The 18,020-nt window shown below is 64.6% G+C and carries 16 protein-coding genes and 1 tRNA gene; 7 read left to right on the top strand and 10 right to left on the bottom strand.

The genetic code is table 11. From position 1 onward, the window contains the following. Positions 1–25: 25 nt before the first annotated feature. The 4 genes from KUV65_RS01775 to KUV65_RS18035 all read right to left on the bottom strand — a co-directional run bounded on the left by KUV65_RS01775 (position 26) and on the right by KUV65_RS18035 (position 4,064). Complete coding sequence (locus KUV65_RS01775; protein WP_222187147.1) at positions 26–1,354, bottom strand: HlyC/CorC family transporter; 1,329 nt, start codon at positions 1,352–1,354, stop codon at positions 26–28. Positions 1,355–1,438: 84 nt separating this feature from the next. Next, positions 1,439–2,389, bottom strand: coding sequence for a site-specific tyrosine recombinase XerD (locus tag KUV65_RS01780; RefSeq protein WP_222187148.1), 951 nt, complete (start codon positions 2,387–2,389; stop codon positions 1,439–1,441). Positions 2,390–2,392: 3 nt separating this feature from the next. Next, complete coding sequence (locus KUV65_RS01785) at positions 2,393–3,904, bottom strand: hypothetical protein (RefSeq protein WP_222187149.1); 1,512 nt, start codon at positions 3,902–3,904, stop codon at positions 2,393–2,395. A gap of 25 nt (positions 3,905–3,929) precedes the next feature. Next, the gene (locus KUV65_RS18035; protein ID WP_259554099.1) at positions 3,930–4,064 is read right to left on the bottom strand and encodes a hypothetical protein; all 135 of its coding nucleotides are present in this window, start codon (positions 4,062–4,064) and stop codon (positions 3,930–3,932) included. A 92-nt stretch (positions 4,065–4,156) separates the two neighbouring features. Here KUV65_RS18035 and KUV65_RS01790 point away from each other — a divergent pair, with 92 nt between their 5' ends. Then, positions 4,157–4,756 (top strand): shikimate kinase, encoded by a 600-nt coding sequence (locus KUV65_RS01790; protein WP_222187150.1) that lies wholly within the window; start codon positions 4,157–4,159, stop codon positions 4,754–4,756. Next, positions 4,753–5,871 carry a 3-dehydroquinate synthase gene (aroB, locus tag KUV65_RS01795; RefSeq protein ID WP_222187151.1) on the top strand — a complete coding sequence of 373 codons (1,119 nt, stop codon included), beginning with the start codon at positions 4,753–4,755 and terminating at the stop codon, positions 5,869–5,871. Before KUV65_RS01790 ends, aroB begins: the two co-directional genes overlap by 4 nt. Positions 5,872–5,880: 9 nt before the next feature. On the opposite strand, the gene KUV65_RS01800 is transcribed toward aroB, so the two are convergent. From KUV65_RS01800 to fabI, 3 genes are all read right to left on the bottom strand, one after another. Beyond that, positions 5,881–6,297, bottom strand: coding sequence for a hypothetical protein (locus tag KUV65_RS01800; RefSeq protein ID WP_222187152.1), 417 nt, complete (start codon positions 6,295–6,297; stop codon positions 5,881–5,883). Between the two features lie 263 nt (positions 6,298–6,560). Continuing rightward, positions 6,561–7,082 (bottom strand): xanthine phosphoribosyltransferase, encoded by a 522-nt coding sequence (gpt, locus tag KUV65_RS01805; RefSeq protein WP_222187153.1) that lies wholly within the window; start codon positions 7,080–7,082, stop codon positions 6,561–6,563. Positions 7,083–7,085: 3 nt separating this feature from the next. Then, positions 7,086–7,898, bottom strand: a complete 813-nt coding sequence (gene fabI / locus KUV65_RS01810) for an enoyl-ACP reductase FabI (RefSeq protein WP_222187154.1) — start codon at positions 7,896–7,898, stop codon at positions 7,086–7,088. Positions 7,899–8,053: 155 nt separating this feature from the next. Here fabI and pdxH point away from each other — a divergent pair, with 155 nt between their 5' ends. From pdxH to KUV65_RS01835, 5 genes are all read left to right on the top strand, one after another. Further along, the gene (pdxH, locus tag KUV65_RS01815) at positions 8,054–8,674 is read left to right on the top strand and encodes a pyridoxamine 5'-phosphate oxidase (RefSeq protein ID WP_222187155.1); all 621 of its coding nucleotides are present in this window, start codon (positions 8,054–8,056) and stop codon (positions 8,672–8,674) included. Between the two features lie 170 nt (positions 8,675–8,844). Beyond that, entirely contained in the window at positions 8,845–9,360 is a 516-nt protein-coding gene (locus tag KUV65_RS01820; RefSeq protein WP_222187156.1) for a cold-shock protein, read from the top strand. Beyond that, positions 9,357–9,842 carry a DUF192 domain-containing protein gene (locus tag KUV65_RS01825; RefSeq protein WP_222187157.1) on the top strand — a complete coding sequence of 162 codons (486 nt, stop codon included), beginning with the start codon at positions 9,357–9,359 and terminating at the stop codon, positions 9,840–9,842. The genes KUV65_RS01820 and KUV65_RS01825 overlap by 4 nt, the downstream gene beginning before the upstream one ends. A 51-nt stretch (positions 9,843–9,893) precedes the next feature. Beyond that, positions 9,894–9,970 (top strand) — tRNA-Pro (locus tag KUV65_RS01830). Positions 9,971–10,544: 574 nt separating this feature from the next. Beyond that, the gene (locus KUV65_RS01835; protein WP_222187158.1) at positions 10,545–14,219 is read left to right on the top strand and encodes a vitamin B12-dependent ribonucleotide reductase; all 3,675 of its coding nucleotides are present in this window, start codon (positions 10,545–10,547) and stop codon (positions 14,217–14,219) included. Between the two features lie 304 nt (positions 14,220–14,523). Here KUV65_RS01835 and KUV65_RS01840 read toward each other — a convergent pair whose 3' ends face one another. The 3 genes from KUV65_RS01840 to KUV65_RS01850 form a co-directional block, all read right to left on the bottom strand. Further along, positions 14,524–14,736 carry a DUF6732 family protein gene (locus tag KUV65_RS01840; protein ID WP_222187159.1) on the bottom strand — a complete coding sequence of 71 codons (213 nt, stop codon included), beginning with the start codon at positions 14,734–14,736 and terminating at the stop codon, positions 14,524–14,526. 124 nt (positions 14,737–14,860) lie between these two features. Further along, positions 14,861–15,781 carry an MBL fold metallo-hydrolase gene (locus KUV65_RS01845; protein ID WP_222187160.1) on the bottom strand — a complete coding sequence of 307 codons (921 nt, stop codon included), beginning with the start codon at positions 15,779–15,781 and terminating at the stop codon, positions 14,861–14,863. Between the two features lie 128 nt (positions 15,782–15,909). Next, positions 15,910–17,997 (bottom strand): dipeptide ABC transporter ATP-binding protein, encoded by a 2,088-nt coding sequence (locus tag KUV65_RS01850; protein WP_222187161.1) that lies wholly within the window; start codon positions 17,995–17,997, stop codon positions 15,910–15,912. Positions 17,998–18,020: the final 23 nt, after the last annotated feature.

An 18,020-nucleotide genomic window follows, 5' to 3' on the forward strand; every position in this document is an offset into this window, starting at 1 on the left:
CCGGGGCCCCTCCCTCCCGCACGCCTTACAGTTTGCGGATCTTCAGCTGTGTCAGCCGGTTATTTTCGCGCGCCGCGACCTCGAAGCGGAAACCATGAAAGGCAAACGTCTGGCCCGTCTCGGGGATGGTTTGTGCCTCGTGGATCACAAGGCCCGCGACGGTGTTCGCCTCGTCGTCGGGCAAGGCCCAGTCGGCCGCGCGGTTGAGGTCGCGGATCGTCATCGCCCCGTCGACGAGGTAGTTGCCATGCGCGTCGGGGGTCAGCATCGGGACATCTTCGACATCCATCTCGTCGGTGATCTCGCCGACGATCTCTTCGAGTATATCCTCCAGCGTGATCAGACCGCGCAGCGCACCGTATTCGTCCACGACAAGGGCGAAATGCGTATGGCGGCGCAGGAACTGCCGCATCTGGTCGTCCAGCGTAGAGGTTTCCGGCACGAAATAGGGCTTCATGGCCACGTCGCTGATGCGGAACCCTTCGATCCCCGAGGCATTCTCGCCGCGGGTCAGGCGGTCGATGGCGCGCAGCAGGTCCTTGGCGTGGACGACGCCGATGATGTTCTCGTGCTCGTCCTTGTAGACGGGCAGGCGGGTATGCGGCGACTGCAGCGCCTGGCTGAGGATTTCTTCGGGCGGGGCATCCGCATCGATCATCTCGATCTTGGAGCGGTGGAGCATGATTTCCTCCACTGTCCGCTCGTGCAGGTCGAGCGCACCCAGCAGGCGGTCGCGCTGTTCCTTTTCGACCGAGCCCTCGGAGTGACCGATCGACAGTGCCCCCATGATCTCTTCCTGCACCGACAGCATGTTGGCGCCTGCCGAGATGCGCACGCCGAAGATGCGCAGCACACCCCGCACGATCACGCGCACCACCGCGACGATCGGCGCCATGACGGCGATCACAAGCCCAATGGGCCGCGCCACGCGGGCAGCCGAGGTCTCGGGGTCGTTGATGGCGTAGGTTTTGGGCAGGACCTCGGCAAAGACCAGCACAAGGGCGGTCATCACCAGCGTTGCGACGGCAACGCCGCTTTCACCCAGAAGCGTGGTGAAAAGTGCCGTGGCCAGCGACGTGGCAAGGATGTTGACGAGGTTGTTGCCCAGAAGGATGCCGCCGATCAGGCGTTCATTGTCCTCCTTGAGGCTCAGCGCGCGTTCGGCCCCTTTCGCGCCGCCGTCGCCCTTGTCGGCCAGCGATTTCAGCTTTCCGCGCGAGGCTGCGGTCAGCGCGGTTTCGCTGCCTGAAAAGAAGCCCGAACAGAACAGCAGGAACAGGATCACCGCGGCGGTGATCCATGTGGTCGGGTCGGAAAGAGACGAGGGCGCGGCGGCGGGAAGGGTCGGGTCCATGAGGCGGTTATGGGGGCGGGGGGCTGTCGCTTCAAGATGCAAGCGTGTGGTGCGGGCGCGCTGTGATGTTTCGGCGGCGCTTGCTTAGCCGGTGCCGCCCGCAAGCGGGTGATGATCCAGCACCAGGCGCCGCAGCCGTTCATCGAGAATGTGGGTGTAGATCTCGGTCGTGGCGATATCGGTATGGCCCAGAAGGGTCTGGATCGCGCGCAGGTCCGCGCCGTTCTGTAGCAGATGCGTCGCGAAAGCGTGCCGCAGGACATGCGGGGTGACACGAGAGGGGTCGATCCCGGCGGCGGTGCTCAACTCCTTCACAAGGGTGAAGAACCGCATCCGGGTCAGATGCCCGGCCTTCCCACGCGACGGGAACAGGAAGGGCGAGGGCGGCGCGCCGTGTTCGGTCCGGGCGAGATCCTCGACCGCGTCGCGCTGGGCAAGCCATGCGGTGGTCGCCGCGCGCGCGGGCGGCGACAGGGGGACCATGCGCTCCTTCCCGCCCTTGCCCTTGACCAGCACCATCTGCGGATCGCCCCGAACGGCGGCGACGGGCAGGGTGACCAATTCGCTGACACGCATCCCCGTGGCATAGAGCAGTTCCATCAGGCAGGTGTTGCGAAGCCGGTCGCTTTCGCTGCGCCCGTGGCTGCGCGCCGCGGACAGCAGCGCGTCCACCTCCTCGATGCTGAGCGTGTCAGGCAGTTTCTTTTGCCGCGCCGGGCCGGTGATCTGGAGCGTGGGATTGTCCGCGCGCCAGCCTTCCTCATGGGCAAAGCGATAGAGTTGCCGAAGCGACGACAGCCGCCGCGCACGGGTGGCGCGGGCCAGTCCCTGCGCCTCGAGATCGGCGATATAGGCCTCGATCTTTGCGCGGTCGGCGGCACCGAACCCGCTGCCCCGGCGCGCGAGCCACGCCATCGCATCCTTCAGGTCGCGGCCATAGGCCAGTTGCGTGTTGCGCGCGGCGCCCAGTTCCGCCGCCTGCGCGTCAAGAAACAGCGCAATCCAATCGCTGTCCGTGGCGGGGGCGGCCGCCATCGCTCAGCGGTCCGTCAGCAAGAGTTGCAGCGCTGCCCGGCGCGCGACCCCTTCAAGCCCGACCTCGCGCAAAAGGGTCAGCGCCTCGGTCAGGTCGTCGCCATCCTGTGCAGGACCGCCCAGCACGATGGACGCCCGCAACAGGGCCTCGCCCAGCCGGTCGTTTTGCAGGAACCACCGGTAGCCATGCGGCGGGCGGGGGTCGGCAAAGGCTGCGGCGATGGCCCGCGCCTGCATGTCGGCATCCTCGGGCGGTTCGGTCGGCAGGCCGCGGGCGATGTCGAACGCGAACCGCTCCTCGGGCGTTTGCGCGACGGTGCCCTGCGCCACAAGCTCGTAGCGCGGCGAAAGCAGGCCCACGCGGCGGGCCAGCAAGCCGGCCTCGCCGATCAGGGGCAGGGCAAGCAAACGCTCGGCGAAAATATCGGCAAAGGCGACTTCAAGGCTGGCCTCCTGCATCGCGGCCCAAGCCGGTGGCAGGCCGCGGCCCACCTCGGTCGCGTCGCGGGCAAGGATCGCGGCATCGAGCGCCTGGATGGCGGCAACCCTGTCCCACGCCCCGCCCGAGGCCGCGGGCACCCGCTGCGTGTAGATGGCGAACCATTGCTGCGGTTCGATCGCGCCTGAGCGGGTCAGGCGTTCCGCCGCGGCGATCTGGCCCCGCCAGCCCGCAAGGGGGCTGAGATCGGCATGGGTAAAGGCGAGGGGCAGGCCGGTCAGGTCCGGCCGGTCGCCGACGGCCATGCGCATCTGGAAGGCCAGCGGCGTCAGGTTCATGTCCGCGGGCAGCACGTCCTCGCCCTCGAACAGTTCCGGGTCGAGAAACCGGGCGATCACGTCATACTCGGCATCCGAAATACGCCCGAGCGCCGCCCCGGTATCAAGCGACAGCGCCGCCGCCGACCAATCGCCGGTCCGCGCAAGGCAGAAGATATGGGCCTGAAACGTTGGCGCGATATCGGGATTCGCCGTCATCGCGGCGCAGGCCCGGTCCGCCCGGTCGGTCAGCAGGCTGACATCGAAAAAACGGCGAAAGACCTGCGGATCGGTCGGGCCCGCGCGCTCCATCAGCGACAGCGCGGGATCAAGGGCGCCCCGGTCCAGCAGCATGTCGAGCCGCGCGAGGAACAGGTCGGCCCCGTCGCCCGTCTCGTCCGCCGGTGCATCCAACTCGGCCAGGGCCAGCATCTCGGTGAAGGCGAGGCTGGCGGGCAAACCCTGGTTTGGTTGGGCGCGGAACAGGCGGGCCAGCGTCTCCGTGTCCGAGGCCCCCCAAAGGTCCGCGGGCAGGCCGGTGATAGACGGCGGCAGCAGGCCAACCGCATCGAGGCGCACGGCATCGAGCGGCTCGATCGTGAAGCCGGGGCGGCTTGCACTGGCCGCGATATTGGCGTGGGGCCGGGTCACCGTGTCCGAAAGCCAATCGGGCGGCGCGACCTCCGGAACCTCGGTCGCGGGCAGGGGCGGCTCTTGCGCAAGCGCGGGGCTGCACAGCGCCACGGCCAGCGCAATCATCCGGGGAAGCCTGCGAAGGGTGGAGTCAGTCCACATCCAGATCGACCGGTTGCGTCACGCTGCGCTGTTCGGGCTGCAAGTAGCCCGAATAGGCATAACCCACGAGGGCGATCACCCCCAACAGGATCAGGATCAGGATCAATCGGATAAGACGGCCCATGCGGTCCTTCTGCCTTCTGCCCTTGGTCTTGCTCATCGGCGTTTGCCGCCGCTTTCTTTTCACTATAAGCCATGGCGGGCGGAATTACGCCAGTGAAGGGAAAAGATTTTTCGGGGATGGGCGAAACCGTGCCGGATAGGGGGTTGGCGTTGCGCCGCACCGTCGTGCTGATCGGCATGATGGGCGCGGGCAAAACGGCGATCGGGCGCGCCCTGGCCACGCGGCTGGGGGCGGCGCTGAAGGATTCGGATGCCGAGATCGTGGATGCCGCGCAACTGACCATCGCCGAGATATTCGAGCGCTACGGAGAGGCTTTCTTTCGCGAGAAGGAAACGCAGGTGATCGAGCGCCTGCTGGATGGGCCGCCCTGCATCCTGTCTACGGGCGGCGGGGCCTGGCTGGCCGAGCGCAACCGCCAGATCCTGACCGGAAAGGCCGCCGTCCTTTGGCTCGACGCCGATCTGGAGCTGCTGTGGAACAGGGTGCGCCACAAGACGACGCGGCCCCTGCTGCGCACCGAGGATCCGAAGGCGACGCTGACCGAGATTTTCACCGCGCGGCACCCGGTCTATGCCCTTGCGCCCTTGCGCCTGAAGGTGCAGCCGAGCTGGTCGATCGACGAGACGGCCGAGGCCGTGATGGATGTCTTGATCGAGAACGGTGCCGTGGCACGGACGGAGGATGCAGGATGAGCGGTGTGGATATCGTGCAGGTCCCCTTGGGCGCGCGCAGCTACGAGGTGCGGATCGGTCCGGGTCTTGTCGACCGTGCGGGGGCAGAGATCGCCCCGCTGCTCAAGCGTCCGAAAGTCTGGGTGGTCAGCGAAGACACCGTGGCGGGCCTGCATCTGGACGCGCTGCGTGCCGGACTGGGTGCAGCGGGCGTCGAGGCCGAGGCCCTGATCCTGCCACCGGGCGAGGCGACGAAAAGCTGGCCGCACCTGATCCGGGTGGTCGAATGGCTGCTGTCCGAACGGGTCGAGCGCCGCGATATCGTGGTGGCCTTCGGCGGTGGCGTGATCGGGGATCTCGCAGGGTTCGCCGCCGCGATCCTGCGCCGCGGCGTGCGCTTCGTGCAGATCCCAACCAGCCTGCTCGCGCAGGTCGACAGCTCGGTTGGCGGCAAGACCGGCATCAATACCGAGCATGGCAAGAACCTTGTCGGGGCGTTCCATCAGCCAAGCCTCGTTCTGGCAGATATCGGTGTGCTGGGCACCTTGACCGAGCGCGATTTCCTCGCCGGCTATGGCGAGGTGCAGAAATACGGCCTGCTGGGAGATGCGGAGTTCTTCGGCTGGTTGGAGCGGAACGGCCCCGCGTTGGCCGCGGGCGACATGGCCCTGCGGGCCGAGGCGGTGCGCCGCTCGGTCCAGATGAAGGCCGATATCGTCGAGCGGGACGAAACCGAGCAGGGCGACCGCGCGCTCCTCAATCTCGGGCATACCTTCTGTCACGCGCTGGAGGCCGCCACCGGCTATTCTGGCCGGCTCTTGCATGGCGAGGGGGTTGCCATCGGTTGTGCACTCGCCTTTGAGTTGTCGGCGAGGATGAACCTGTGCAGTCAGGAAGACCCCAGCCGCGTCCGGGCGCATCTAGCCGACATGAACGCCAAGCGCGATCTGTCGGATATTCCTGGGGAATTACCGGACGCGGATGGCCTGCTGGACCTGATGGCGCAGGACAAGAAGGTTGTGGATGGAAAACTGCGTTTCATCCTTGCGCGCGGCATCGGCGAGGCCTTCGTCACGGCAGATGTGCCCCGCGATGTGGTGCGGGGCGTCCTCGTGGATGCGTTGCGCGACCGCTGATCGCCCGCCTCAGGCAAGCACCAACATGTAATAGGCCCCGTAGCCGATCGCCGCGACGACGCCCAGAACGAGGGCCAGCCGCAGCAGGTTCAGCGCCAGCGTCAGCACACCCGCCATCAAGGTCCCGAGAACGGTGCCTGTCACGAAAAGCGCGATGAGCGCGCCGTAGGGCAGCGCAAAGCCGAGGGCCGCAAAGGACGCCTCTGCATAGGGCAGCGTCTGTTGCACGATCAAGGGAACGCCGACTGCCAACCCGTAGATCAGCGCGGCGACCCCGCAGATGACGGCAAGCCAGAGCGTCAGGCGATGTTTCAAAGCCTCGCCCGTGGCGAATGTCACGGCTTCGATCGCCTCGACGAAGATTGCGCCGGTGACGATGCGCAGCCAGATCGGCGCATCGATGTCGGGCAGGGAGAGACTCTGCATTCCGCCGGACGCCGGCGATCCGGGGCGCACAGTGGACAGTGGCGCGGAGGTTGGCGAGGTATGTGTCGCCGCCCCCGCGGCGGACATTCCGTTATATGCGACGCCCGTGTTGGCGCCGGTGAGGTAGTCGTGAAAATCGCGGTCCGTGGAATCGATGGTCGGCATGGCAGCGGCCCTCCCGTGTCGGAACGATTGGATTCGAATTTTTCCGGTATCTAATCGTCACAGTATACACGATCCGCGTCGATGGAGGGATTCCTCCGTCAATCCTTGCCGCGATAGGGCTCCACGTATTGCAGGGCCATGTCCCAGGGGAAGAAGATCCAGGTGTCCTGGCTGACGCCCGTGATGAACGTGTCCACCATCGGTTCGCCCTTGGGCTTGGCGTAGACGGTCGCGAAATGCGCCTTGGGGTAGAGCTGCCGGACCAGTTCCAGCGTTTTGCCCGTATCGACAAGGTCGTCGACGATCAGCACGCCTTCGCCGTCGCCCATCATCTCGGCATCGGGGCTTTTCAGCACCTCGGCCTCGCGGCGCTGGTCGGCCTTGCCGCCGCCCGAGTGGTAGGATTTCACGCTGATCGTGTCTACGGTGCGGATGTCCAGCTCGCGCGCGACGATCATCGCCGGTGCCATGCCACCGCGCGTGATGGCCACGACGGCGCGCCATGCGCCGCCCTCGTCGGGCCCGTGCTTGTCGAGACGCCATGCCAACGCGCGGCTGTCGCGGTGCAACTGGTCCCAGGATACGTGAAACCCTTTTTCATGCGGCAGCGGCGTGACCATGGCTCAGTCTCCCTTGCGTTCGAGGCTCATGTCCGGCGCCTCGGGGTTCTTCATGCCGATGACGTTGTAGCCGGCGTCGACATGGTGGGTTTCGCCTGTCACGGCACTCGACAGGTCCGACAGCAGGTAGAGGGCGGATTTGCCCACCTCGTCCTGCGTGACGGTGCGGCGCAGCGGGGCATTGTTCTCGTTCCATTTCAGGATGTAGCGAAAATCGCCGATGCCCGAGGCGGCCAGCGTCTTGATCGTGCCAGCCGAGATCGCGTTGACGCGGATGCCATCGCGGCCCAGGTCCTCGGCCAGATACATCACCGACGCTTCCAGCGCGGCCTTGGCGACACCCATCACGTTGTAATGCGGCATGACCTTTTCCGCGCCGTAATAGGTCAGCGTCAGGAGGCTGCCACCATTCGGCATCATCTTTTCCGCGCGCTGGCAGACGGCGGTGAAGGAATAGACCGAGATGTTCATGGTCATGGCGAAATTCGCGGGGCTCGTTTCCACGTAACGGCCACGCAACTCGGACTTGTCCGAGAAGCCGATGGCATGAACCACGAAGTCGAGGCTGCCCCAGGTCTCTTTCAACGTGTCGAAGAGCGTGTCGAGGCTGTCCTCGTCGGCCACGTCGCAGGGGATCATCAGATCGCTGCCCAGTTCGTTGGCCAGCGGCTTGACCCGCTTCAGCAGCTGCTCGCCCTGGTAGGAAAAGGCCAGCTCCGCCCCTTCGGCTGCCAAGGCCTTGGCCACGCCCCATGCAATGGACTTGTCGTTAGCCAGGCCCATGATCAGCCCGCGTTTGCCCGCCATAAGACCCATCGCCACCCTCACTTGTCGCTGTCGTTGCGTGTTGGCGTCGGTGTAGGCCAAAGGTCGCAGAGCCGCAAGATTGCACGGACCTGCGTGCTATGTCTTGCAGGCGGCGGCCACGTGGCTAGGTTGCGCGCAGCACAGGATAGGCGAGGGACGACCCCATGAGCGACCGCAGCGGCATTTTTGCTGGCGACGACCCGTTTCGGCTGGCGCAGGATTGGCTGGCCGAGGCCGAGAAGAGCGAAATTAACGATCCCAATGCCATCGCATTGGCCACGGTCGATCCCGACGGTCTGCCCAACGTGCGCATGGTGCTCCTGAAAGAGATCGAGGCGCCTGGCGGCGGGGACGGGGCCTTCGTCTTCTACACGAATTACGACAGCGCCAAGGGGCAGGAGCTTGCGGCGTCGGGCAAGGCCGCCTTCGTGATGCACTGGAAAAGCCTGCGCCGCCAGATCCGGGTGCGCGGCACGGTCGAGCGTGAGAACGGGGCGCAGGCGGATGCCTATTACGCCTCGCGCTCGCTCAAGAGCCGTTTGGGGGCCTGGGCATCGAAACAATCGCAACCGCTGTCGGGCCGCGCGGCGCTGATGGCCGAAGTGGCGAAGGTCACGGCGCAGCAAGGGACCAACCCGTCGCGTCCGCCGTTCTGGGGCGGCTTTCGCATCCAGCCTGTCGAGATCGAATTCTGGGCCGATGGCCCGTTTCGCCTGCATGACCGTTTTCGGTGGCGGCGCGAGGCGGCGGGGGCCTCATGGGAGGTCACGCGCCTGAATCCATGAAACGGTTTTTGCCCATCTGTTTCGTGGCATCCTCAACAAATCTGCGAACGTAAAATTTTCATACCTTTGAATTATAATAATATTATTCGGTTGCCCCAACGGCACAGAAGCACATTATCAAAGTGGGGACAGCAAATCGCGGCCGGTGGTCGCAAACGGGAAGTGTCGGTATGGTCGATACGGACTCGCAGGGCGAAATCGTCCGGGGCCGCGTCAAGTGGTTCGATGTGGGCAAGGGTTTTGGGTTCATTGTCGCCGAAAGCGACGGTCCGGATATCCTCTTGCACGCCAATGTACTCAGGAATTTCGGGCAGGGGTCCGTCGCCGAGGGCGCGGGGATAACCGTTCGCACCCATTCCACGCCGCGCGGCCTGCAAGCCAACGAAATCCTCGAGATCGTCCCGCCGGAAATCGGCGACGATGAGGCAGCGCCCTCCGTGGACCTGCCGGAAGCGCCCGCGGATGCGCCCTTCGTGGCAGCCCGCGTCAAGTGGTTCGACAAGGCGAAAGGGTTTGGCTTCGCCAATATCTTCGGGCACCCTGAAGACGTTTTTGTGCATATCGAGGTGCTGCGCCGCTACGGATTTGCCGATCTTCAATCGGGGGAAGCCATCGCGATGAAGGTGGTCGACGGTCCGCGCGGGCAATTGGCCGCCGAGATTCGGAGTTGGGATTACGTCGTATGAGTGACTTCGCCCGTTTGGGCATGGCCGTGGCCTTGGCCGTATTTGTTTCCACACCTTCCGCTAATGCCGCCTGCAGCGATGATCGCGTCGAACTGCGTGGCGATTTCGGAACCGTCCGTTTCCGCGTCGCGGTGGCGGATGATCCGCGCGAACGCTCGCAGGGCCTCATGCATGTTCCCGAGATGCCGCGCATGTCCGGCATGCTCTTCGTCTACGAGCGACCGCAAAGCGTGTCGTTCTGGATGGCAAATACGTTGATCCCGCTCGACATGATCTTTGCCGACGAGACAGGCGTGGTCACGCGCATCCACGAGAATGCCGTGCCGCTGGACCGGACGCCGATCCCTGGCGGCGATGGCGTCCAGTTCGTGCTCGAGATCAATGGCGGCATGGCGCGGCAGCTTGGCATCGATGAAGGGGACGAGTTGCGCCACCCCTCCGTGTCCGGGGATCTGGCGGTCTGGCCGTGCGATGCCGAGTGAACGACCGGGCTTGCGCAGCAGCCCCGGGGAACGCTAAGAGCGACACACGGTCGGGGCGTGGCGCAGTCTGGTAGCGCACCTGTTTTGGGTACAGGGGGTCGTGAGTTCGAATCTCGCCGCCCCGACCATTTTCCCACCTCTACATCTTGTGGCTTGTTTGCGGGCGGCGCTGTATCTGGTTGATCTGCGTCCTTGTCCGTGACCTGCACGCAACATGTGGTGTGGTCGTGGATCCATCGCAGCTTGGGACTCCTTTTTCTCGTGTTGCCCGGGTTCGGACGCCATCGGGCAAAGGCAACGCCTGAGCAAGAACGCCTATCCCTGCCTTTCGACGTGAAAAATCACGTTTTCGCGGCGTGACGTAGCGGCAGACCGTGAATCGGGCGCAATCGGGGGGACTCGCAAAGCCGGGTTTTGGCAAGTGAAAAAATCCGGTGGATAGTCTGAAAAACCCGTTGACGGTGTTGGTCCAACTACGTCAGTTTGTGTTCGTCGGATCAAGCGCCACAACATATAGGTGCTGACCGGCGGGGGCAGAGGATCTCCTCGCACACTGACATCGACAAGCTCACACACCTGCGCTTCGGCGCGGATCGGGAATTGCGCGTCGTCAGGGGGGCCCCAGGGATAGGAACACGACGGCCAGAGCGCTCCAAGACGCTGGCAGGCCGCACAGGGGAACACAGGGCGAGAGAGGCAGCCATGAAGATTGAACGCAGATTCACCCGGGCCGGCGCGGACACCTATGCCGAGCTGGAATTCACCACCACCAGCTCCGAGATCCGTAATCCGAATGGCACGGTCGTCTTCCGCCTCGACGAGGTCGAAGTGCCCGCGGGCTGGAGCCAGGTGGCCTCGGACGTGATCGCGCAGAAATACTTCCGCAAGGCTGGTGTGCCCGCCGCGCTGAAACCGGTCAAAGAAAAAGGCGTGCCCGAGTTTCTGTGGCGCCATGTGGCCGATGACAAGGCGCTCGATGCGCTCCCCGAGGACCAGCGTTACGGCGGCGAGACCAGCGCCAAGCAAGTGTTCCGCCGTCTTGCCGGTGCGTGGTGCTACTGGGGCTGGAAGGGTGGCTATTTCACCACCGAGGAAGACGCGCGCGCCTATTTCGACGAGATGCAGCTGATGCTGGCGCGCCAGATGGCGGCGCCCAACAGCCCGCAGTGGTTCAACACTGGCCTGCACTGGGCCTACGGGATCGATGGTCCGGCGCAGGGCCACTACTATGTCGACTACAAGAGCGGCAAGCTGACGAAATCCACCTCGTCCTACGAACACCCGCAGCCGCATGCCTGCTTCATCCAGGGCGTGCAGGACGATCTGGTGAACGAGGGCGGCATCATGGACCTGTGGGTCCGCGAAGCGCGCCTGTTCAAGTATGGTTCGGGCACCGGCACGAATTTCAGCCACCTGCGCGGCGAGGGCGAGAAGCTCTCGGGCGGTGGCAAGTCCTCGGGCCTCATGGGCTTCCTGAAAATCGGCGACCGCGCGGCGGGCGCGATCAAATCGGGCGGCACCACGCGCCGCGCGGCCAAGATGGTCATCGTCGACGCCGACCACCCCGATATCGAGGAGTTCATCGACTGGAAGGTAGTCGAGGAGCAGAAGGTCGCCAGCCTCGTCGCAGGCTCCAAGGCGCATGAGAAAACGCTCAACGGCATCTTCACCGCGATCCGCGAATGGGATGGCAGCCTTGAAGACGCCGTCGATCCGGCCAAGAACGACACGCTGAAAAAGGCGATCCGCACGGCCAAGCAGGCCAGCGTGCCGGAAACCTACATCAAGCGCGTGCTGGATTACGCCAAGCAGGGCTACACCTCGATCGAGTTCCCGACCTACGACACCGATTGGGACAGCGAGGCCTACAGCTCGGTTTCGGGCCAGAACTCCAACAACTCGATCCGCGTCACCGATGCCTTCCTGAAGGCCGTCGAGAACGACGAAGATTGGCACCTCGTCAACCGCGTCGATGGCTCGGTCGCCAAGTCGATCAAGGCACGCGACCTGTGGGAAAAGGTGGGCCACGCAGCCTGGGCCTGTGCCGATCCGGGCATCCAGTTCCACGACACCGTGAACGCCTGGCACACCTGTCCGGCGGATGGCGAGATCCGCGGCTCGAACCCGTGCTCGGAATACATGTTCCTCGACGACACGGCCTGTAACCTGGCGTCGATGAACCTGCTGACCTTCTTCTCGGGCGGCCAGTTCGACGCGGAAAGCTACATCCATGCCAGCCGCCTTTGGACGCTGACGCTGGAAATCAGCGTGATGATGGCGCAGTTCCCCTCCAAGGAGATCGCGCAGCTCAGCTACGACTATCGCACGCTCGGCCTTGGCTATGCCAATATCGGCGGCCTGCTGATGAACATGGGCTATAGCTACGACAGCCCCGAGGGCCGGGCGCTGTGCGGCGCGCTGACCGCCATCATGACTGGCGTGGCCTACGCTACCTCGGCCGAGATCGCCTCGGAACTGGGGGCCTTCCCGGGCTATGCCAACAACCGCGAGCACATGCTGCGGGTGATCCGCAACCACCGCGCGGCGGCCTACGCCAAGACCGAGGGCTACGAGGGTCTGAACGTGAACCCGGTGGCGCTGGACCACGGCAATTGCCCCGATCAGCGCCTGATCGATCTGGCCAAGCAGGCCTGGGACGAGGCGCTGACCCTGGGCGAACAGCACGGCTACCGCAACGCGCAGGCCACCGTGATCGCGCCCACCGGGACGATCGGGCTGGTCATGGATTGCGACACCACCGGGATCGAGCCCGACTTCGCGCTGGTGAAGTTCAAGAAGCTGGCCGGCGGCGGTTACTTCAAGATCATCAACCGCTCGGTTCCGGCCGCCCTTGAAAAGCTGGGCTACAGCTCCAGCCAGATCGAAGAGATCATCAGCTATGCCGTGGGTCATGGCACCCTGGGCAATGCGCCGGGCATCAACCACACGGCGCTGATAGGCCACGGCTTCGGTCAGAAGGAGATCGAGAAGATCGAGGCGGCCTTGCCTTCGGCCTTCGACATCCGCTTCGTCTTCAACCAGTGGACGCTGGGTGAAGAATTCTGCACCCAGACCCTCGGCATCCCGGCCGAGAAGCTGAACGATCCCACCTTCGACATGCTGCGTCATCTCGGCTTCTCCAAGGCCGAGGTCGAAGCCGCCAACGACCATGTTTGCGGGACGATGACGCTGGAAGGCGCGCCCTTCCTGAAGGAAGAGCATTACGCGGTCTTCGACTGCGCCAACCCCTGCGGCAAAAAGGGCAAGCGCTACCTCAGCGTCGAATCCCACATCCGCATGATGGCGGCTGCGCAATCCTTCATCTCGGGGGCGATCTCCAAGACGATCAACATGGCCAACCACGCCACGATCGAGGATTGCCAGAAAGCCTACGAACTCAGCTGGTCGCTGGGGGTGAAGGCCAACGCGCTCTACCGGGACGGCTCGAAACTGTCGCAGCCGCTGGCCGCCGCGCTGGTCGAGGATGACGACGAGGCTGCCGAGATCCTTGAAAGCGGCAGCGCGCAGGAAAAGGCGCAGGTGCTGGCCGAGAAGGTGATCGAGAAGGTCATCGTCAAGGAAATCGTCCGCTCCAACCGCGAGAAGATGCCCGAGCGCCGCAAGGGCTACACGCAGAAGGCCATCGTGGGCGGCCACAAGGTCTACCTGCGGACGGGCGAATACGAGGACGGCTCGCTCGGCGAGATCTTCATCGACATGCACAAGGAAGGCGCCGGCTTCCGCGCGATGATGAACAACTTCGCCATCGCCGTGTCGGTGGGCCTGCAATACGGCGTGCCGCTGGAAGAGTTCGTGGATGCCTTCACCTTCACCAAGTTCGAACCTTCGGGGATGGTGCAGGGCAACGACTCGATCAAGAACGCGACGTCGATCCTCGACTACATCTTCCGTGAACTGGCGGTCAGCTACCTCGACCGCACCGACCTGGCCCATGTGGCGCCCGAAGGGACCACCTTCGATGACTTGGGCCGCGGCGTGGAGGAGGGCGTGTCCAACCTGCAGGAGCTGAGCGAAAGCGCGGCCACCAAGTCGCTGGAAGTGCTCAAGCAGATCAGCTCGACCGGCTACCTGCGCAAGCGCCTGCCGTCGGAATTCACCGTCCTGCAAGGCGGGGCCGACCCGGTCGCCACGCTCGAAACCCTGGTTCCCGAAACCAAGAGCGGCGGCGGCACGATTGCGGTAGCGGCATCGACCACCGCGGTCACGACGGGGACCGTGGGCATGGACGCCCGCACCAAGGCCAAGATGCAGGGCTACGAGGGCGAGGCCTGCGGCGAATGCGGAAACTACACGCTGGTGCGCAACGGCACCTGCATGAAGTGCAACACCTGCGGCGCTACGAGCGGGTGTAGCTAAAGGGATCGGGCTGGGCGCCCCGGTGGTGCCCAGTCTGTTGGCGGGGTGGGACTCCGCAGGAAATCCTCTGGATTTCCGCTCTGTCCCACTTCGCAGGGTTTCCCAAGGGAAACCCGCGACTTCCGGGGCGGGTGCGCTCGCCCCTGACGCGGATCAGGCCGCAGGCAGAACACTTCGGGCAGTAAATATCAGAGCCTGATCAGCGAAACTCGGGGGGCCATCGTGCCCCCCGCTTTTCTTTTGCGATCCGCGCAAGAAAAAAGGGGCCCTATGGCCCCTTCAATCGTAAAATTGCTCTGAAAGATCAGGCGTCTCGCTGCCTATCCTCATCCTCGGCGCGGATGCGCACCTGCGTCCGGTTGCGCCAGATCAGGCCACCGGCCAGCGCCGCGAGGGTGCCGAGCATCGCGAGGTGGTCGAGCGCGAGCCAGTGCGTCGCGCCGCCGGCATGGCCGGGATGGGCCAGGGCGGGGGACGCCAGCGCAAGGCATGCGAGGGTCGGAATGAAGCGGGTCATGGGGCCTCCACGATTGAGTATTTGCTCCATCACAGCAAAGCGCGCGCAGAAGGAAAAGCCTGCGCGCGCCTTTCCGGAGGAAACCCGTCGAAAAGCGCTGTTCCAAGCGCCTTTTGCCTAGCGATTAGGCAGATGGGACGAAACGGTAGCCTTCGCCATCCCGTTCAGCCGTGCCGATGCCGCCATTCGGCAAATGGAACCCGATCAGGGTCATGTTGTCCGCCGCGATCTGGTCCAAAAGCGCCGTGCGCGTCTCGGCCCCCATGGCAAGGTCCTGGTCCGAGCCGGATTCCCATGCTGGACGGGCAAAGGCGACATGGTGGTTGCCGATCGCATCGCCCACGACCATCAGCGCGTCGTTCCCATCGGCGATGACGAAGCTCATATGCCCCGGCGTGTGGCCCGGCGTCATCCGTGCCGTGACGCCCGGCAGCACCTCGGCCCCGTCCGCGAAGAGGGTCATGTTGCCCTCCATCATCTCCAACCGGCGCTTGGCGCCTACTGCGAAACTCGCGCGTTCCTCGCCGATGCTGTTCACCGTGGCGTCGTCCATCCAGTAGGTGAACTCGGTCTCTCCCATCAGGTGTTCCGCGTTGTAAAACAGCGGTTCGTCGAAATCGTCCAGCATCCCCCAGATGTGATCGGGGTGGCCATGGGTGACGACGACATGCGTCACGTCCAGGGGGTCGATACCCGCGGCGGCCAACGCATCGCCCAACCGGCCCGCGCTGTCCTGAAAGGCAAAGCCCGCGCCGCAATCGAACAGCACGACATTGTCGCCGTGGCGCAGCAGCGTGACGTTACAGGGTGGCGTCAGCGCCTGGTCGGGCATCATGTCGAACGGGGCCAGAACCCCGGCCAGTTCATCCTGCGGCATCGGGCCGAAGATGAACTCGGCCGGCAGCATCAGGTTGCCGTCGCTGAGCGTGGTCACCTCCATGCCGCCGATGCTGGCGGTGGTCTGCGTCCAGCCGCGGCGGGGCAGGGCCAGCGTGGCGGCGGCCGCGGCCGAGGTGGTCAGGAATGCACGTTTCGTGATGGTCATGGTTGTCCTCCCTTTGCATCAAGGTAACGCGGGCGGACACATTCAAAAAGGGGGATATTTGCAAGCGACATGCAAAGACCGGCGCGGGTGGGCCGCGCCGGTCCGACTATTCCCGGAAATGGCCGGGATCATTCGTCGGTGACGACGATGACCGGTTCCATGCGCTGCAGGATATCCTCGGCGAGGTGGCACTTGATCTCGTGCCCCTCGGCCAGCCGTTTCATCGGCGGCACCTCGGTTTCGCAGAGATTGCCGGGCACCTCGGATTTCCACTTGCACCGGGTCTGGAACGGACAGCCCGAGGGCGGGTTCATCGCCGAGGGGATATCGCCTTCGAGTACGATGTGTTTCTTCTCGACGGATGTATCGGCAATCGGCACGGCAGACAGCAGCGCCTCGGTATAGGGGTGATAGGGCGGGGCAAAGACCTGCGCCGTGTCCCCGATCTCGACCACGTGGCCCAGATACATGACCATCACCCGGTCGCTGAGATACCGCACGATCGAGAGGTCATGGCTGATGAACAGCAGCGTGGTCTTCTCACGGCGCTGGATCTCCATCAACAGGTCGGTCACGGCGGCCTGCACCGACACGTCGAGCGCCGAGACAGGCTCATCCGCCACCACGATCCGGGCGCCCCCGGCAAAGGCCCGGGCGATGCCGACACGTTGTTTCTGGCCCCCCGACAACTGGCGCGGCATCCGGTCGGCAAAGGCGCGCGGCAGTTTCACGAGGTCCAGCAGGTCCAGCATCTTCTCGCGCCGCTCGGCGTCGTTTTTGCCGATCCCGAAGACCTCCAGCGCGCGCATGATCTGGCGACCCACCGTCATGGAGGGGTTCAGCGTGTCGAACGGGTTCTGGAACACCATCTGCACCGAGGAGATCGTCCGCGTGTCGCGATTCTGGATCTCGGTGCCCTCGATGTTCTTGTTGTCGAGCAGCACCTGCCCGTCGGTCGCCGTTTCAAGCCCCATCAGAACCTTGGCCAATGTGGACTTGCCGCAGCCGGACTCGCCGACGATGGCCAGCGTCTCAGATTCGCGGGCCTCGAAGCTGATGGTCTCGTTGGCCTTGACCACCTTCTTGTCGCCGCCGCTGAACAGGGCGCTGGCGGCCACTTCGTAGTATTTCTTGAGGTTCTCGACTTTGAGGACGGTATTGCCGACCTCGGCCTTCTCAGTGGTCTCGCCCACATCCGGCGGCGCGCTCCAGTCGATTTCCTGGAACCGCAGGCAGCGCGTGCTGTGCCGGTCGTTGCCTGGAACCCGGGCCATGGGGATATCGCCGGAATTGCAGCGCCCCTCTTCGAAGTAGTTGCAGCGCGGGCCGAAATTGCAGCCCGGCGGGCGTTCGTGGGGCAGGGGGAAGTTCCCGGGGATCGCCACCAAGGGGCGCGCGTTCTTGTCGGCGCCGGGCAGGGGGATCGAGCGGAACAGCGCCTGCGTGTAGGGGTGCTGCATCTCGTCGAAGACATCCTCGATCGAGCCGGTCTCGACCGCCTCGCCGGAATACATCACGCAGAGACGGTCGCAGGTTTCCAGAACCAGGCCCAGGTTGTGCGAGATGAACAGCATCGAGGTGCCGTATTTCTCGCCCAGACCCTTCACCAAGTCCACGATCCCGGCCTCGACCGTCACGTCCAGCGCGGTGGTCGGTTCGTCAAGGATCAACAGCGACGGCTTCGACATCAGCGCCATGGCGATGACGATGCGCTGCTGCTGACCGCCCGACAGCTGGTGCGGGTAGCTGCGCAGCATCCGCTCGGGGTCGGGCAGGCGTACGTCCTGCACGACCTCAAGCGCCATCTGGTAGGCCTCGGCCTCGGATTTGCCCTCGTGGATCATGGGCACTTCCATCAGCTGCTTGCCGATGCGCATGGCCGGGTTCAGCGACGCCATCGGTTCCTGGTAGATCATGGCGATCTCGGACCCGCGAATGGCGCGCAACTCCTCCTGGCTCATCTCGTTCAGGTCGCGGCCCTTGAACTTGATCGAGCCGCCGACGATGCGGCCGTTCACGCCAAGGTCCTGCATCACGCCAAGCGCGACAGTGGACTTGCCGCAGCCGGACTCGCCCACAAGGCCCATGGCCTCGCCGGGCATGACCTTGCAGGAAAAATCCATCACGGCGGGGATTTCGCGCAGCCGCGTGAAGAAAGAGATCGAGAGGTTCTCGATTTCCAGGATCGGGCCGTCATAGTCTTCGCGTTCAGCCATCTCTAGATCCCTGTCGGTTTATT

Origin of the sequence: Maritalea mobilis, from assembly GCF_019800885.1 — a bacterium.
GTDB classification, from domain to species: Bacteria; Pseudomonadota; Alphaproteobacteria; order Rhodobacterales; family Rhodobacteraceae; genus Roseibacterium; species Roseibacterium beibuensis.

Bases quoted from the DNA above. Each gene is read 5' to 3' on its own strand.
- KUV65_RS01775 (WP_222187147.1), bottom strand. From the start codon at position 1,354: ATGGACCCGACCCTTCCCGCCGCCGCGCCCTCGTCTCTTTCCGACCCG.
- KUV65_RS01780 (WP_222187148.1), bottom strand. From the start codon at position 2,389: ATGGCGGCCGCCCCCGCCACGGACAGCGATTGGATTGCGCTGTTTCTT.
- KUV65_RS01785 (WP_222187149.1), bottom strand. From the start codon at position 3,904: ATGATTGCGCTGGCCGTGGCGCTGTGCAGCCCCGCGCTTGCGCAAGAG.
- KUV65_RS18035 (WP_259554099.1), bottom strand. From the start codon at position 4,064: ATGGGCCGTCTTATCCGATTGATCCTGATCCTGATCCTGTTGGGGGTG.
- aroB (WP_222187151.1), top strand. From the start codon at position 4,753: ATGAGCGGTGTGGATATCGTGCAGGTCCCCTTGGGCGCGCGCAGCTAC.
- KUV65_RS01800 (WP_222187152.1), bottom strand. From the start codon at position 6,297: ATGCAGAGTCTCTCCCTGCCCGACATCGATGCGCCGATCTGGCTGCGC.
- gpt (WP_222187153.1), bottom strand. From the start codon at position 7,082: ATGGTCACGCCGCTGCCGCATGAAAAAGGGTTTCACGTATCCTGGGAC.
- fabI (WP_222187154.1), bottom strand. From the start codon at position 7,898: ATGGGTCTTATGGCGGGCAAACGCGGGCTGATCATGGGCCTGGCTAAC.
- pdxH (WP_222187155.1), top strand. From the start codon at position 8,054: ATGAGCGACCGCAGCGGCATTTTTGCTGGCGACGACCCGTTTCGGCTG.
- KUV65_RS01820 (WP_222187156.1), top strand. From the start codon at position 8,845: ATGGTCGATACGGACTCGCAGGGCGAAATCGTCCGGGGCCGCGTCAAG.
- KUV65_RS01825 (WP_222187157.1), top strand. From the start codon at position 9,357: ATGAGTGACTTCGCCCGTTTGGGCATGGCCGTGGCCTTGGCCGTATTT.
- KUV65_RS01835 (WP_222187158.1), top strand. From the start codon at position 10,545: ATGAAGATTGAACGCAGATTCACCCGGGCCGGCGCGGACACCTATGCC.
- KUV65_RS01840 (WP_222187159.1), bottom strand. From the start codon at position 14,736: ATGACCCGCTTCATTCCGACCCTCGCATGCCTTGCGCTGGCGTCCCCC.
- KUV65_RS01845 (WP_222187160.1), bottom strand. From the start codon at position 15,781: ATGACCATCACGAAACGTGCATTCCTGACCACCTCGGCCGCGGCCGCC.
- KUV65_RS01850 (WP_222187161.1), bottom strand. From the start codon at position 17,997: ATGGCTGAACGCGAAGACTATGACGGCCCGATCCTGGAAATCGAGAAC.